Origin of the sequence: Streptomyces sp. NPDC023723 (assembly GCF_040639815.1) — a bacterium.
In the GTDB taxonomy this organism is placed as follows: Bacteria; Actinomycetota; Actinomycetes; order Streptomycetales; family Streptomycetaceae; genus Streptomyces.
On record NZ_JBFAAP010000028.1, the window covers coordinates 20,430 to 35,249 of the forward strand.

Below are 14,820 nucleotides of genomic sequence, written 5' to 3' on the forward strand. Positions count from 1 at the left end.
CATGGGACGCCTGCTGCTGCTCTGCCGCCTGATCGCGCGCGACCTGCGCCGCCGCCCCGGCGAGGCCGCCATGTTCCTGCTGGCGGTCACCGCCGCCACCGCCTCCCTGGCCCTCGGCATGGCCGCCGACGACGCCCTGGGCACCGCCTACCTGAAGACCCGCGCGGCCACCGCCGGTCCCGACATCACGGCGATCACGACGGCCACCGACCCCGCCGCGGTGGCCGAACGGCTGGCGCGGACGCCCGGGGTGGTCGCGCAGTCCGACCCGGTCTTCACCTTCGACACCGTCGTCCGGGCGCACGGCCGCGACGCGCGGTCGGCGGTCGAAGGACGGGACGCCGAACCGTCCGCCGTGGACCGGCCGCTGGTCACCTCCGGCAGCTGGGTGCGGTCCGGCGGCGTGGTGGTCGAGCGCAGCTTCGCGCAGGTGCTCGGGGTGGTCGTCGGCGACCGTGTCACCATCGGTGGCCGCGACTACCCGGTGGTCGGGATCGCCCTCAGCGTGGCCACCGGCGTGTACCCGGGGAGCGACTGGGCGCAGGAGCCCGGACCGTCCGACTACGGCGGCAAGGTCTGGCTCACCACCGCCGACACCCGCGCGGCGGCCGGGGACACGCCCGGCGTCCACCTGATCCACCTGAAGCTGGCGGACCCCGCCGCGACCACCCGGTGGATCGCCACCGCCTTCCCGGAGGGCGACCGGGGCGGCGACTGGGTCAACGTCCGTTACTGGCAGAACGTCCTCGACGAGGACGCCAAGTTCATCATGTTCGCCCGGCCCGCCCTGGTCGTCGGGGGCTGGCTGCTCGCCGCGGCCGCGATCGTCACCCTCGCCGCGCTCACCGCCGTACGCGCCGGCCGCGACAACCGGCGGGCCGGACTGCTCAAGGCGGTCGGTGCGACGCCCGCCGCCGTCGCCGCCGTACTGCTGGCGCAGCACCTGCTGCTGACCCTGCTGGCCACCGCCCTCGGGCTGACCGCCGCGTCCCTGCTCGCCCCCGAACTGGCCGACCCCAGCGCCGGGTTGATCAACAGCGTCGGTCCGCCGGCCACCGACACCGTGGTCGGCACGGTCTTCCTCGCCGTCGTGGTCGCCCTCGCCGGGACGCTCGGCCCCGCCGTGCGCGCCGCCCGCACCAGCACCGTCGACACCCTGGCCGACCCGGCCCACCAGCTCGTCCGCCACCCGCGGCTGACCGCCGTGTCCGCGTACCTGCCCGCCGCGCTGCTGGTCGGCGTCCGGCTGCTGGCCCGCCGCCCCGGCCGCGCCGCGCTGACCGCCGTCGGCGCGGGCGCCACCAGCGTCATGGTCACCGCGCTGCTCACCCTGCACGCCGTCCCCGACGTGAAGGTCTCCTACGGGGTGTCCAACCCCGGCGGGCTGCGGGACATCGTGACCGTCCAGACGGTGACCGGCGTCACCTGCGTACTGGTGGCCCTGTCGGTGCTCAACACGGTGTTCCTCGGCTGGAGCGCGGCGGTGCGGGCCCGGCGCGCCCTGGCCGTCACCCGGACCCTCGGCGCCACGCCGGGCCAGGTGGTCATGGCGCTGTGCACCGCCCAAGTTCTGCCGGGCGCGCTCGGGGTGGCGGTGGGCACCCCCGTCGGACTCGTGCTCTACAACCTGTTCAGCCGCACCGTCGTCGTGCCCCCCGGTTCATGGCTGCTCGGCGCCGCGCTCGCCGTCCTGCTGACGGTCGGCGCGCTGACCGCCCTGCCCGCCTGGGTCCACACCCGGGGCCCCGCCGGCCCCACCCTGAACGCCGAACCCGCCTGACCGCCGCGGTACTCGGAGGTGCGGGCCACCCCCGCTCGAGGCGCCGCCGCAGCCGCACTGGCCGTGGGCGTCGGCGCCTGCTCGCCCCCGACCGGGGGCGGCGGTGACGCGAAGGGCGCCGAGTCCCCCCGCGTTCTTCGGCCCGCCCGGCCCCCGCCACCCGCGGTGGGGTGCGGATGGTGGCGGGCGACCGTGCCGGACCGCTGCGGCGGGGTGCCGCAGGCGTCGGTGGCGCGGTCGCTGCGGGCGGCGGGCAGCGAAGGCACAGCCGGCGGGCAGGTCGCCGAGTTTGCCCGGCGGCGGCCGCCGACCCCCGGCCACGGCCGACCTGACCGCCGAACCGCTGCGCGCCACCGGCCGCCGCGCCGGACTCACCGGCCGGGTCACCGAGCTGGCCGTCGGCCTCACCGGCGACCTGCCGGGCCGCCGCCCGCCCGAGGTCAGCGACGGCCAGTCGCAGCGGGCCTGTCCGGCCCGGGCCCCGGTGCCGCGCCCGCGCCGGCTGGTGTGCGACGAGATGACCGCGATGCTCGACGCGTCCACCACCGCCGCGCTGATCGCGGTGGTCGAGGAGTACCGCGCCGCGACCGGCGCGGGCCTGCCGGCCGCCGGCCACGACCGGGTCCTGCTGGGCCGCTGGTGCGACCGCACGGTCGACTGGCCCGCGCACCGGCCACCGGACCAGCCGTCTCCCCCAGGACCGCACAAAGTCCGACGGGGTGATTGATTCGGTTGTGTCCGGGTCCTAGGGTGACCGTGTTTGTTTCAGTAGTCGCTCCCTCACCGGCAGTTGCCACGCACCTCCCGAGCAACCGCCGTCCGCGCACCGTGCGTTGAGCCGCCCACCGAATCCCACGGAAGGCCACGGTCATGCCGCACCCGCCTCTCTCCTCCGTCGTGCCCCCGGTCGTCAGCCGCCGCCGCCTCCTGGAGGGCGGCGCCGCCGTCCTCGGCGCGCTCGCCCTGTCCGCACCCCCGCTCAGGGCCCACGCGGCCGCCCAGGACAGCCCGCCGCAGTGGCAGGACTTCGGTGTCTTCCGGCTCGGCACCGAGCCGCCGCACACCACCCTCATGCCGTACGCGGACGTCCGGCAGGCCCTGGCCGCCGACCGCACCGACTCGCCGTACCGCCGCTCCCTCGACGGCACCTGGAAGTTCGCCTACGCCGACCGCCCCGAGGACCGGGACGCCGACTTCCACCGCCCCGACCTCGACGACGGCGACTGGGACACCATCCCGGTGCCGTCCGTCTGGCAGTTGCACGGCCACGACCGGCCGATCTACCTGAACATCACCTACCCCTACTGGGGCCCGAACGGCCTGGGCGAGGAACCGCAGCCGCCCGCCGCGCCCACCCGCCGCAACCCGGTCGGCCAGTACCGCCGCACCTTCACCGTCCCCGGGGACTGGACGGGCCGCCGCACCTTCCTGCACTTCGAAGGCGTCAAATCGGCGCACTACGTATGGATCAACGGCGAACTGGCCGGTTACGACGAGGATTCCTACACCCCGTCCGAGTACGACATCACCGACCACCTCCAGCCCGGCACCAACCACATCGCCGTCGAGGTCTACCGCTACGCCGACGGCGACTGGCTGGAGGACCAGGACATGATCCGGCTGAGCGGCATCTTCCGCTCGGTCTACCTGTACTCCACCCCGGCCGTCCACCTGCGCGACTTCCGCCTGGACACCCCGCTGAACGACACGTACACCGACGCCGAACTGGCCGTCACCGCCAGCGTCCGGGCCTACGGCGGCGGTGACGCCGGGCGCTACACCGTGGAGACCCAGCTCTACGACACCCGCGGCCACGCCGTCTGGTCCCGGCCGCTGCGCACCGCCGCCGACCTCGGCACGGCCGGCGCCGGGCAGGACGTCACCGTACGCGCCACCAGAGCCGTATCCGCGCCGCAGCTGTGGTCGGCCGAGCAGCCGCACCTCTACACGGCCGTGCTGCGGCTGCGCGACCCCGCCGGAAAGGTGACCGAGACCCTCTCGCACCGGGTCGGCTTCCGGGAGTTCGCGCTCAAGGACGGCCTGATGCGGATCAACGGCAGGCCGGTCTCGCTGCGCGGCACCAACCGCCACGAGATGCACCCGGACCGCGGCACCGCCCTCAGCCGCGCGGACCTGGTCGAGGACATCACCCTCATCAAGCGGCTCAACATGAACAGCGTCCGCACCTCGCACTACCCGAACCACCCGCTGTGGTACGAACTCGCCGACGAGTACGGCCTCTACCTGGTCGACGAGACCAACCTGGAGACGCACGGCATCCGCGACCAGTACCCCGGCCGCCACCCCGAGTGGAGCGCCGCCTGCGTGGCCCGCGCCCAGAACATGGTGCACCGCGACAAGAACCACCCCTCGGTGGTCATCTGGTCGCTCGGCAACGAGGCGGGCACCGGCTCCACCTTCACCGCCATGCACGACTGGATCCGCTCCTACGACCCCACCCGGGTCATCCAGTACGAGGGCGACGACCGCCCCGGCATCAGCGACATCCGCTCCGAGATGTACGACACCCCGCAGCGGGTCGAGCAGCGCGCGCGGGACACCTCCGACACCCGCCCGTACGTGATGATCGAGTACGCCCACTCGATGGGCAACTCCACCGGCAACTTCAAGAAGTACTGGGACGTCGTCCGCGCCCACGACGTGCTCCAGGGCGGCTGGATCTGGGACTTCGTCGACCAGTCGCTGACCTGGCCGGTCCCCGCCCGCACCCGGCTCAGGGAGAGTGGCCCGGCCCGGCTGCGCGGCGAGATCATCAACCCCAGCGGCTCCTTCGACGAGGACGCGGGCCTGTCCGGCGGCACCCTGTTCGCCCGCGACGAGCGCCTGGACCTCACCGGCTCCCTCACCCTGGAGGCCTGGGTCACCCCGCACTACCTGGGCTACCACCAGCCCGTCATCGCCAAGGGCGACACCCAGTACGCCCTGAAGCAGAACGGCAGGAGCCTGGAGTTCTTCATCTACTCCGGCGGCCAGTGGATCACCGCCAGCTGGGCGCTGCCGGACGACTGGACCGGCCGCGAGCACCATCTCGCCGGGGTCTTCGACGCCGACGCCGGCACCCTGACGCTGTACGTCGACGGCACGGTCCGGGCCACCCGCGCCACCACCCGGCGCCCCGAGGTGAACACCGCGCCGCTCGCCCTCGCCACCGACGCCGACAACCAGACCCGCGAGTTCAGCGGCACGATCCGGCGGGCCCGGGTCTACGCCCGCGCCCTCGGCGCCGCCGAACTCGCCGACGACGGCCGCGAGTCCGACGACGACGGCGTGCGCTTCTGGTTCGACGCCGACGACGTCGACACCGACCGGGAGCGGCCGGACGAGAAGACCTTCCTGGCGTACGGCGGCGACTGGGGCGACAACCCCAACGACGGGGCCTTCGTCGCCGACGGCCTGCTCATCGCCGACCGCCGCCACACCGGCAAGGCCGCCGAGGTCAAGCGCGTCTACCAGGCCGTCGACGTACGGGCCCGGTCCGGCGGCCCGGGTGCCGTGACCCTCGTCAACGAGTACCTGTTCACCGACCTGGGCGAGTTCGACGCCCGCTGGGAACTGGCCGCCGACGGCGAGGTCGTCCGGCACGGCCGGCTCACCCGCGGCCAACTGGCCGTCGCCCCGCTGTCCAGCAAGGACATCACCCTGCCGGTGACCCTGCCGGACGACCCCGCGCCCGGCACCGAGTACTTCCTCCAGCTCTCCTTCACCACCAGGGAGCCGACCCCCTGGGCGAAGGCCGGCTTCGAGGTGGCCCGGGTCCAGCTCCCGCTCGACGCCGACACCCCCGCCGTGACCCCCGTACCGCCGGCCCGCGTCCCCGCCCTGCGCTCGCGCGAGCGCGCCGACGAGATCACCGTCACCGGCCGGGACTTCGCCGTCACCGTCGACAAGGGCAGCGGCACCATCACCTCCTACCGGTCCGGCGGCACCCGGCTGATCACTGCCGGACCGGTGCCCAACTACTGGCGGGCGCCCACCGACAACGACCACGGCAACGGCCAGCACACCCGCAACCAGACCTGGCGGGACGCGGGCGCCCGCCGGAAGGTGACCGGCGTCGAGGTGCGGGAGCTCGGCGACCGGGCGGTCGAGATCAAGGTGACCGGCACCCTGCCCACCACCACCGAGTCCGGGTACTCCACCACCTACACGGTGTTCGGCAACGGCGAGATCAAGGTCGACCACACGCTGCACCCGGGCGCCGCGAACCTGCCGTACCTCCCCGAGGTCGGCAGCCTGCTCTTCCTGCCGCGCCGCCTGGACCGGCTGCACTGGTACGGACGCGGCCCCGAGGAGAACCACTGGGACCGCAACACCGGCACCGACGTCGGCCGGTACTCCGGGACCGTCGCCGCGCAGTGGACGCCCTACATCCGCCCGCAGGAGAACGGCAACAAGACCGACGTCCGCTGGGTCGCCCTCACCGACGCGCGCGGCGCCGGGCTGCTCGCCACCGGCGCACCGCTGCTCGAGGTCAACGCCTCGCACTTCACCCCCGAGGACCTGTCGACCGGCGTACGGCACGACTACCAGCTGACCCCGCGGGACGCCGTCGTACTGCGGCTGAACCACCGTCAGATGGGCGTCGGCGGGGACAACAGCTGGGGCGCGCACACCCACGACGAGTTCAAACTCTTCGCCGACCGGGACTACGCGTACACCTACCGGCTGCGGCCGATCAGTGACGTGCGGCAGGCGCCGGAGCTGGCGCGGCGCCCCACGGCCGCCGAGTGACGGCCCGGGAGCCCGGGTAACCGGGCTCCCATGAGTGACGTACGGGTCGGCGCGTGTTCCTGGACGGACCGGCAACTGGTCGCGAGCGGCTGGTATCCGCGCGGACGGCGGGACGCCGAGGGGCGCCTGCGGCACTACGCCGCCAAGCTGCCCGTCGTCGAAGTGGACGCCGGGTACTACGCGTTGCCCAGCCGCCGCAACAGCGAGCTGTGGGTAAAACGCACCCCCGAGGGCTTCCGCTTCGACGTCAAGGCGTTCTCGCTGCTCACCGGGCACCCGACCCGGCCCGAGGCGCTCCCGGCCGACCTGCGCGGCGCCGAGCGCGGCCCGGCCCTTCTCGACGAGGTGTGGGACCGGTTCGCGTACGCCGTCGAACCGCTGCGCCGGGCCGGGCGGCTGGCCGCCGTGCTGTTCCAGTACCCGCCCTGGTTCGCGCCGGGCACCGCCGCCGAGGAGACGCTCACGGCGACCGCCCGGCGCACCGCCGGCTGGCCGCTCGCGGTGGAGTTCCGGCACCCGGGCTGGTGGGCGGCGGACCGGGCCGAGGACACCGCCGCGCTGCTCACCGCCCTCGGCGCGAGCGCGGTCGGCGTGGACATGGCGCAGGGGCTGCCCGGTTCACTGCCGCCCGTCCTGCCGGTCACCCACCGCGCCCTGGCCGTCGTACGGTTCCACGGCCGCAGCCCGGCATGGGGCAGGGGCAGCAAGGAGGACCGCTTCCGGTACGCCTACGACGTGCCCGAACTCGCCGCCTGGCTGCCCCGGCTGCGGCGGGCCGCCGACCGGGCCGACGAACTGCACGTGCTGTTCAACAACTGCTGCGCCGACGCGGCGGTCCGCGCCGCCGAGACCATGCGGGACCTGCTCAGCCGGCCGGCTCCGCGTCGCTGAGCCCCAGCCGCAGGTGCTCCACGTGGAAGACGGCCTGGTCGAGGAGTTCGGCCACGTGGTCGTCGTGCAGCGCGTAGACGACCGACCGGCCGCGCCGCTCGCCCACCACCAGACCCAGGTTGCGCAGCAGCCGCAACTGGTGCGAGCACGCCGACTGCTCCATGCCGACCTCCGCCGCCAGCTCGGTGGCGGGCAGCGGCCCCTCCCGCAGCCGGGCCAGGATCAGCAGCCGGGACGGAGTGGACAGGGCCTGGAGGGTGGTGGCCACCTTGGCGACGTTGTCCGCGTCCAGCCGTACGCGTGCGGCGTTGCGCGTGCTGCCGGCGGCTCCGTGACCCATGCCGCCATCCTACGCACCGCCCGCGGCCACACGGGTGACCACTCGGGAGGCCATTCAGAGAGGCCATTCACGAGGCCATTCATATGAACGAATGAATGAGTCTTCATGTGTTCCTGTATGGTGTGCGGCGTGTCCACCACCCTCGCCCCGACCACGCCCACGGCGGCCCCCAGCCGCCCGGCGCTCCGCCGCCGCACCCGGGTGCTCGCCCTGCCCGAGGCCCGCTGGGCGCTCGTCGCCCTGCTCGCCTTCCTGGCCGCCCTCGCCCTCGACCTGACCGGCACCCCGGCCTGGGCGTACGGCCCGCTGTACGCCGTCGCCTACCTGGCCGGCGGCTGGGAACCCGCCCTGGCGGGCCTGCGCGCACTGCGCGAGAAGACCCTCGACGTCGACCTGCTGATGATCGTCGCGGCGCTCGGCGCGGCGGCGATCGGCCAGGTCCGCGACGGCGGCCTGCTGATCGTCATCTTCGCCACCTCGGGCGCCCTGGAGGCCCTGGCCACCGCCCGCACCGCCGACTCGGTACGCGGCCTGCTCGACCTCGCCCCCGGCACCGCGACCCGGGTGCGCGCGGACGGCACCGAGGAGACCGTCCCGACCGCCGGCCTCGCCGTCGGCGACACGCTGCTGGTCCGCCCCGGCGAGCGGATCGGCGCCGACGGCACGGTGCTGGACGGCACAGGCGAGGTCGATCAGGCCACCATCACCGGCGAGTCCCTCCCGGCCCTGAAGACCCCCGGCGACGACGTCTTCGCCGGCACCCTCAACGGCACCGGCGCGCTGCGGGTCCGCGTCGCCCGCGACCCCGCCGACTCGGTCATCGCCCGGATCGTCGCCCTGGTCGAGGAGGCGTCCCGCACCAAGGCGCCGACCCAGCTGTTCATCGAGAAGATCGAGCAGCGCTACGCGGTCGGCGTGGTCGTCGCCACCCTCGCGGTCTTCGGCCTCCCGCTCGCCTTCGGCGCCGGCCTCACCGACGCCCTGCCGCGCGCCATGACCTTCATGATCGTCGCCTCGCCCTGCGCGGTGGTGCTGGCCACCATGCCGCCGCTGCTGTCCGCCATCGCCAACGCCGGCCGGCACGGCGTCCTGGTCAAGTCGGCGGTCGCGATGGAACGGCTCGGCGAGATCGACGCCGCCGCCCTGGACAAGACCGGCACCCTCACCGAGGGCACCCCCGAGGTCACCGCCGTACGCCCGCTGCCCGGCGCCGGCCTCGACGCGGACGCGCTGCTCGCGCTCGCCGCCGCCGCCGAACTGCCCAGCGAGCACCCGCTCGGCCGCGCGGTGGTGGCCGCCGCCCGGACCCGCTCCCTCGCCCTCGCCGGCGCCGAGGACTTCACCGCCACCCCCGGCCACGGCGTGACGGCCACCGTCGCGGGCCGCACGGTCACCGTCGGCCGCGCGGACACCGCCGCCGAGGCCGCCACCACCGTCCAGGTCACCCGCGACGGCACCCCGGTCGGCACCCTCGTCCTCACCGACCGGTTGCGCCCCGACGCCGCCGGGGCCACCGCCGCGCTCACCGCCCTCAACGGCACCCCGCCGACCCTGCTGACCGGCGACAACGCCCGCGCCGCCGCCCGCGTCGCCGAGGCCACCGGCCTCACCGACGTGCGCGCCGACCTGTTCCCGCAGGACAAGGCCGACGCCGTGCGGGGGCTTCAGGACGAGGGCCGCAAGGTGCTGTTCGTCGGGGACGGCGTCAACGACGCGCCCGCCCTGGCCGTCGCCCACGCGGGTGTCGCGATGGGCCGGGCCGGCTCCGACCTGGCGCTGGAGACCGCCGACGCGGTGATCGTCCGCGACGAGCTGACCGCCGTACCGGCCGTCGTCCGCCTGTCCCGCGCCGCCCGCCGCATGGTGGTGCGCAACCTGGTGATCGCGGGCACCTTCATCACCGTCCTGGTGCTGTGGGACCTGATCGGCCACCTGCCGCTGCCGCTCGGCGTCGCCGGCCACGAGGGCTCGACCGTCCTGGTCGGCCTGAACGGGCTGCGGCTGCTGCGCGAGTCCGCCTGGCGATCCGGGACCGCCGAGGACGCGTGAGCACGATGTCGGATTCCCGCCGGAACGGCCGGACCCGGTGCACCATGCTGGACGTATGCAGATGGGGATGCACACCGACACCGAGCGCTGCCTGCGCGCCGTCCGGTCCAAGGACGCGCGGTTCGACGGCTGGTTCTTCACGGCCGTCCTGACCACCGGGATCTACTGCCGCCCGAGCTGCCCGGTGGTGCCGCCCAAGCCGGCGAACATGGTGTTCCACCCGAGCGCGGCCGCCTGCCAGCAGGCGGGCTTCCGGGCCTGCAAGCGCTGCCGCCCCGACACCAGCCCCGGCTCCCCGGAGTGGAACCGGCGGGCCGACCTCACCGCCCGCGCCATGCGGCTGATTGCCGACGGCGTGGTCGACCGCGAGGGCGTGCCCGGCCTCGCCGCCCGGCTCGGCTACAGCACCCGGCAGATCGAACGCCAGCTGCGGGCCGAGCTGGGCGCGGGCCCGCTCGCCCTGGCCCGCGCCCAGCGCGCCCAGACCGCCCGGCTGCTCATCGAGACGACCCGGCTGCCGATGGCCGACCTCGCCTTCGCGGCCGGCTTCTCCTCCGTGCGCACCTTCAACGACACGGTCCGCGAGGTCTTCGCCCTGACTCCCGGAGAACTCCGCACCCGCGCCCCGGAACAAGGCACCGGCGGCGCCCCGGGCGGCGCGCTCACCCTCCGCCTGCCGTTCCGCACCCCGTTCAACCCCGACAACCTCTTCGGCCACCTGGCCGCCACCGCCGTCCCCGGCGTGGAGGAGTGGCGAACGGGCGCCTACCGCCGCACCCTGCGCCTGCCCCGGGGCCACGGCATCGTCGCGCTGGCCCCCACCCCCGACCACATCGCCTGCCGGCTCACCCTCACCGACCTGCGCGACCTGCCCGTCGCCATCAGCCGCTGCCGCCGCCTCCTCGACCTGGACGCCGACCCGGCCGCCGTCGACGGCCAGCTGCGCACCGACCCGGTACTGGCCCCCCTGGTCGACAAGGCACCCGGCCGCCGCGTCCCGCGCACCGTCGACGCGGCGGAGTTCGCGGTCCGCGCGGTCCTCGGCCAACAGGTCTCCACCGCCGCCGCCCGCACCCACGCGGCCCGGCTGGTCACCGCGCACGGCGACCCGGTCGACGACCCCGAGGGCGGCCTGACCCACCTGTTCCCCACCCCCGAGGCACTGGCGGAGGTCGACCCCGGCACCCTCGCCATGCCCCGCACCCGCCGCGCCACCCTCACCACCCTGGTCCGCCACCTGGCCGACGGCTCGCTGGCCCTCGGCGTGGACAGCGACTGGCCGGCCACCCGCGAACGGCTGCTCGCGCTGCCCGGCTTCGGCCCCTGGACCGCCGACGTCATCGCCCTGCGCGCCCTCGGCGACCCCGACGCCTTCCTCCCCACCGACCTCGGCATCCGCCGCGCCGCCCAGCACCTCGGCCTGCCCTCGACCCCGGCCGCCCTCGCCGCCCGCGCGACCGGCTGGCGGCCCTGGCGGGCGTACGCCGTCCAGTACCTGTGGGCGACCGACGACCACCCGATCAACTTCCTGCCGGTATGAGGACCCTCCCGATGCGACAGCACACCGTCACCGACAGCCCCTACGGCCCCCTCACCCTGGTCGCCGAGGACGGCGCCCTGTGCGGCCTCTACATGACCGACCAGCGCCACCGCCCGCCCGAGGAGACCTTCGGCGCCCGCGACGACAGCCCGTTCGGCGCCGCCCTGGACCAACTGGCGTCCTACTTCGCCGGCGAACTGCGCGACTTCACCCTCGCCCTGAACCTGCGCGGGACACCCTTCCAACGCACCGTCTGGGACCACCTGCGCACCATCCCCTACGGCGAGACCCGCACCTACGGCGAACTCGCCGCCGCCCTCGGCAACCCCGCCGCCTCCCGCGCCGTCGGCCTCGCCAACGGCCGCAACCCCGTCGGCATCATCGTCCCCTGCCACCGGGTGATCGGCGCCAGCGGCAGCCTCACCGGCTACGGCGGCGGAGTGGCGCGCAAGCGGCAACTGCTGGACTTCGAACGCGGCGCGGGTCTCTTCTAGCGTTCGGCGGCGCCGCGCTCCACACAGAACTCGTTGCCCTCGGGATCGGCCAGCACCGCCCAGCCGGTCCCGTCCGCTTCGCGCCGGTCGTCCACCAGCGTGGCGCCCAGACCGAGCAGCCGCTCGACCTCCTCGTCCCGGGTCCGGTCCTGCGGCCGGAGGTCGAGGTGCACCCGGTTGCGGGCGGCGCCCTTGGCCTCGGGCACGGTGACGAACAGCAGACCGGCGCCCTCGATGAGGGCCTCCGGATCGCCGGGGTGATCGTCCTCCTGCAGGGGCTGCCCGAGCACCTCGGCCCAGAAGGCGGCCAGCCGGTAGGCGTCGTTGCTGCTGATGGTCGTGTGCCGGATCGCTGAGGTCATGGGGGGATTCTGGGCTACCCGGCAATCTTCCGCAGCAGTTCCGGCAGCGCCGTGCCGATCGGTTCCCGCACCACCTCGTCGGCCCGGTCGTCGTACGGCGTCGGCTCCGCGTTGACCACGACCAGCCGCGCGCCGTGGTCGGCGGCGACCCCGGCCAGCCCGGCGGCGGGCCGCACCTGGAGACTGCTGCCGACCGCGATGAACACCTGGCACGCCTTGGCGACGGCCGCGGCCGCGCCGAGCACCACCGGATCGAGCCGCTCACCGAACATCACGGTGGCCGGCCGCAGCACGCCCCCGCACGCGCGGCACGGCGGATCGGCCTCGCCGGCCGCCACCCGCGCCAGGGCGTCCGCCATCGGCCCCCGGGCAGGGCACCCGGCGCAGCGGTAGCCGCGCGCCGTGCCGTGCAGTTCCAGCACCTTGCGGGCGGACAGCCCGGCGAGCTGGTGCAGCCCGTCCACGTTCTGGGTGAGCACCCGCACCGGCACCCCGACCCGCTCCAGCCCGGCGACGGCCCGGTGCGCGGCGTTGGGCCGGGCGGCCAGCGCCTCGCCGTCCCGCCGCATCAGCCAGGCCCGCCGCCGGATCTCCGGGTCGGCCATGTAGTACTCGTAGGTCACGAGCTTCTCGGCCTCGGGATCGCGCCGCCACAGGCCGTTCGGGCCGCGGTAGTCGGGGATGCCGGAGTCGGTGGACACACCGGCGCCGGTGAGCAGGGCGACGAGGGGCTTGCCGGTCATGCGGCGAGCGTAGGGCGCCGCGCGCGACGGACGCGAGCCGTTATCGGTCCACCCGGCGCCCGTTCTCCAGCTCCGCCGTCCCCGAGCCGTCGGCCAGCACGTCCAGCGCGGCCAGCACCCGGCCGTGCGTGGCGCCGAGCAGGTGGGCGGACAGGTCCTCCCGGGACACCAGACGCCAGGAGAGCAGCTCCGCCTCCTGGAGGCGGATGGCCTTGAAGTCGTCCTCGGCCAGGACCCCGCCGTCGTAGAGGTACGCCACGATCGGCGGCCGGTCCGTCCCGCCCACCCAGTCCACCGCGAGCAGCCGGCCCAGGGTGACGTCGAGGCCGATCTCCTCGGCCGTCTCCCGCCGGGCGCCCTCGCGGGGCGTCTCCCCGTCGTCGGACTCGACGGTCCCGCCCGGCAGCGCCCAGCCCTCCCGGTAGTTGGGCTCGACCAGCAGCACCCGGCCCTCGGCGTCCCGGATCAGGGCGGCGGCGCCGGCCAGCACGCGGGGCAGGCCGGCGATGTACGTGGCGTAATCAAGAGTGGTCATCCACCGCAGGGTAACCGGCCGGGGCGGCGGCGGGGCATGACGCCGAGGGGGCGCTGCGGTTAAGGTCACAACGGCGCGACTGCCTTGACGTGCGCTGACGTGCGCGAGGCCTGATGAGCAAGGGGAGATCAGGGTGGCTGAGGCTGCGGTGGACGGCGGGACCCGGCGGGTTCTCGTCGCCGCGGACAAGTTCAAGGGGTCGCTGACGGCCGTCGAGGTCGCCGAGCGGGTGGCGGCCGGACTGCGCCGTGTCGTGCCGGACGTGCGGGTGGAGGCACTGCCGGTGGCCGACGGCGGGGACGGCACGGTGGCCGCCGCGGTCGCCGCCGGGTTCGAGCGCCGGGAGATACGGGTCGCCGGGCCGCTGGGCGCGGAGGTGCCGGCGGCGTTCGCGCTTCGCGACGGTACGGCGATCGTGGAGATGGCCGAGGCGAGCGGGCTGCAGCGGCTGCCGGCCGGGGTCTTCGCACCGCTGACGGCGTCCACGTACGGCTCCGGGGAACTGCTGCGGGCCGCGCTGGACGCGGGCGCGCGGACCATCGTGTTCGGGGTCGGCGGCAGCGCGACCACGGACGGCGGCGCCGGGATGCTGTCGGCGCTGGGCGCGCGGTTCCTGGACGGGGAGGGGGAGCCGGTGCCGCCGGGCGGCGGCGGTCTGGCAGAGGTCGCCTCGGCGGACCTGTCCGGTCTGGACCCGAGGCTGTCCGCCGTGGACCTGGTCCTCGCCAGTGACGTCGACAATCCGCTGACCGGGCCGAAGGGCGCCGCCGCCGTCTACGGACCGCAGAAGGGCGCCTCGCCGGACGATGTGGAGACCCTGGACGCGGCGCTGGCGCACTTCGCGCAGGTGCTGGAAGAGGCGGTGGGGCCGCGGGCGGCCGAGTGCGCGGGGGCGCCGGGCGCGGGCGCGGCGGGCGGCATCGGCTACGGCGCCCTGCTGCTGGGCGCGCGGTTCCGGCCCGGCATCGAGGTGATGCTGGACGTGCTGGGCTTCGCCCCGGCGCTGGAGCGGGCCGAGCTGGTGATCACCGGGGAGGGGTCGCTGGACGCGCAGACCCCGCACGGGAAGGCCCCTGCCGGGGTCGCGGCGGCGGCGCGGGCGGCCGGCAAGGAGGTCGTCGCGGTGTGCGGGCGGCTGGCGCTGGCGCCGCAGACGCTGGGGCGGGTCGGTATCCGGCGGGCCTATCCGCTGACGGAGGAGGAGCCGGACGTGGCGACCTGCATCGCGGAGGCGGGGCCCATCCTGGAACGGGTCGCCGAGCGGATCGCGCGGGACTTCCTGGTCTGACCGGCGTCCCGGCCGGCTGCCGGGGGCCGGCCCGGGCCGGCCCCCG

At 75.1% G+C, this 14,820-nt stretch carries 11 protein-coding genes and 1 pseudogene; 8 read left to right on the forward strand and 4 right to left on the reverse strand.

Features of this window, described 5'->3' with window-relative positions; genetic code table 11:
• Position 1: 1 nt before the first annotated feature.
• From AB0G32_RS25640 to AB0G32_RS25655, 4 genes and pseudogenes are all read left to right on the forward strand, one after another.
• Positions 2-1,780, forward strand: a complete 1,779-nt coding sequence (locus AB0G32_RS25640; RefSeq protein WP_361167691.1) for an FtsX-like permease family protein — start codon at positions 2-4, stop codon at positions 1,778-1,780.
• 322 nt (positions 1,781-2,102) lie between these two features.
• Positions 2,103-2,507, forward strand: a pseudogene (locus AB0G32_RS25645) (ABC transporter ATP-binding protein); the annotation flags it as partial.
• Between the two features lie 143 nt (positions 2,508-2,650).
• Positions 2,651-6,532 carry a glycoside hydrolase family 2 TIM barrel-domain containing protein gene (locus AB0G32_RS25650; protein WP_361167694.1) on the forward strand — a complete coding sequence of 1,294 codons (3,882 nt, stop codon included), beginning with the start codon at positions 2,651-2,653 and terminating at the stop codon, positions 6,530-6,532.
• A gap of 30 nt (positions 6,533-6,562) precedes the next feature.
• Entirely contained in the window at positions 6,563-7,423 is an 861-nt protein-coding gene (locus AB0G32_RS25655) for a DUF72 domain-containing protein (protein ID WP_361167697.1), read from the forward strand.
• Here the strand turns inward: AB0G32_RS25655 and AB0G32_RS25660 are convergent.
• Positions 7,398-7,763, reverse strand: a complete 366-nt coding sequence (locus AB0G32_RS25660; protein WP_361167700.1) for a metalloregulator ArsR/SmtB family transcription factor — start codon at positions 7,761-7,763, stop codon at positions 7,398-7,400. The two genes, AB0G32_RS25655 and AB0G32_RS25660, sit on opposite strands and share 26 nt — an antisense overlap.
• Positions 7,764-7,880: 117 nt before the next feature.
• Between AB0G32_RS25660 and AB0G32_RS25665 the strand changes: the two genes are divergently transcribed.
• From AB0G32_RS25665 to AB0G32_RS25675, 3 genes are all read left to right on the forward strand, one after another.
• Positions 7,881-9,812, forward strand: a complete 1,932-nt coding sequence (locus AB0G32_RS25665; protein WP_361167892.1) for a heavy metal translocating P-type ATPase — start codon at positions 7,881-7,883, stop codon at positions 9,810-9,812.
• Positions 9,813-9,879: 67 nt separating this feature from the next.
• On the forward strand, positions 9,880-11,352 hold the full coding sequence (locus AB0G32_RS25670; RefSeq protein ID WP_361167895.1) for an AlkA N-terminal domain-containing protein: 1,473 nt from the start codon (positions 9,880-9,882) through the stop codon (positions 11,350-11,352).
• Positions 11,353-11,363: 11 nt separating this feature from the next.
• Complete coding sequence (locus AB0G32_RS25675) at positions 11,364-11,846, forward strand: methylated-DNA--[protein]-cysteine S-methyltransferase (RefSeq protein ID WP_361167703.1); 483 nt, start codon at positions 11,364-11,366, stop codon at positions 11,844-11,846.
• Here AB0G32_RS25675 and AB0G32_RS25680 read toward each other — a convergent pair.
• The 3 genes from AB0G32_RS25680 to AB0G32_RS25690 are packed head-to-tail and all read right to left on the reverse strand — an operon-like array spanning position 11,843 to position 13,486.
• Positions 11,843-12,208 (reverse strand): VOC family protein, encoded by a 366-nt coding sequence (locus tag AB0G32_RS25680; RefSeq protein ID WP_361167706.1) that lies wholly within the window; start codon positions 12,206-12,208, stop codon positions 11,843-11,845. The two genes, AB0G32_RS25675 and AB0G32_RS25680, sit on opposite strands and share 4 nt — an antisense overlap.
• Positions 12,209-12,222: 14 nt before the next feature.
• On the reverse strand, positions 12,223-12,951 hold the full coding sequence (locus tag AB0G32_RS25685) for a Sir2 family NAD-dependent protein deacetylase (RefSeq protein ID WP_361167709.1): 729 nt from the start codon (positions 12,949-12,951) through the stop codon (positions 12,223-12,225).
• Between the two features lie 40 nt (positions 12,952-12,991).
• Positions 12,992-13,486: an NUDIX hydrolase gene (locus AB0G32_RS25690; protein ID WP_361167712.1), complete on the reverse strand. Its 495-nt coding sequence runs from the start codon at positions 13,484-13,486 to the stop codon at positions 12,992-12,994.
• 133 nt (positions 13,487-13,619) lie between these two features.
• Here AB0G32_RS25690 and AB0G32_RS25695 point away from each other — a divergent pair, with 133 nt between their 5' ends.
• Positions 13,620-14,774 (forward strand): glycerate kinase, encoded by a 1,155-nt coding sequence (locus AB0G32_RS25695; protein WP_361167715.1) that lies wholly within the window; start codon positions 13,620-13,622, stop codon positions 14,772-14,774.
• Positions 14,775-14,820: the final 46 nt, after the last annotated feature.

Excerpts from the sequence above, each read along its gene's own strand:
- AB0G32_RS25640 (WP_361167691.1), top strand. The coding sequence starts at position 2 with ATGGGACGCCTGCTGCTGCTCTGCCGCCTGATCGCGCGCGACCTGCGC.
- AB0G32_RS25650 (WP_361167694.1), top strand. The coding sequence starts at position 2,651 with ATGCCGCACCCGCCTCTCTCCTCCGTCGTGCCCCCGGTCGTCAGCCGC.
- AB0G32_RS25655 (WP_361167697.1), top strand. The coding sequence starts at position 6,563 with ATGAGTGACGTACGGGTCGGCGCGTGTTCCTGGACGGACCGGCAACTG.
- AB0G32_RS25660 (WP_361167700.1), bottom strand. The coding sequence starts at position 7,763 with ATGGGTCACGGAGCCGCCGGCAGCACGCGCAACGCCGCACGCGTACGG.
- AB0G32_RS25665 (WP_361167892.1), top strand. The coding sequence starts at position 7,881 with ATGGTGTGCGGCGTGTCCACCACCCTCGCCCCGACCACGCCCACGGCG.
- AB0G32_RS25670 (WP_361167895.1), top strand. The coding sequence starts at position 9,880 with ATGCACACCGACACCGAGCGCTGCCTGCGCGCCGTCCGGTCCAAGGAC.
- AB0G32_RS25675 (WP_361167703.1), top strand. The coding sequence starts at position 11,364 with ATGCGACAGCACACCGTCACCGACAGCCCCTACGGCCCCCTCACCCTG.
- AB0G32_RS25680 (WP_361167706.1), bottom strand. The coding sequence starts at position 12,208 with ATGACCTCAGCGATCCGGCACACGACCATCAGCAGCAACGACGCCTAC.
- AB0G32_RS25685 (WP_361167709.1), bottom strand. The coding sequence starts at position 12,951 with ATGACCGGCAAGCCCCTCGTCGCCCTGCTCACCGGCGCCGGTGTGTCC.
- AB0G32_RS25690 (WP_361167712.1), bottom strand. The coding sequence starts at position 13,486 with ATGACCACTCTTGATTACGCCACGTACATCGCCGGCCTGCCCCGCGTG.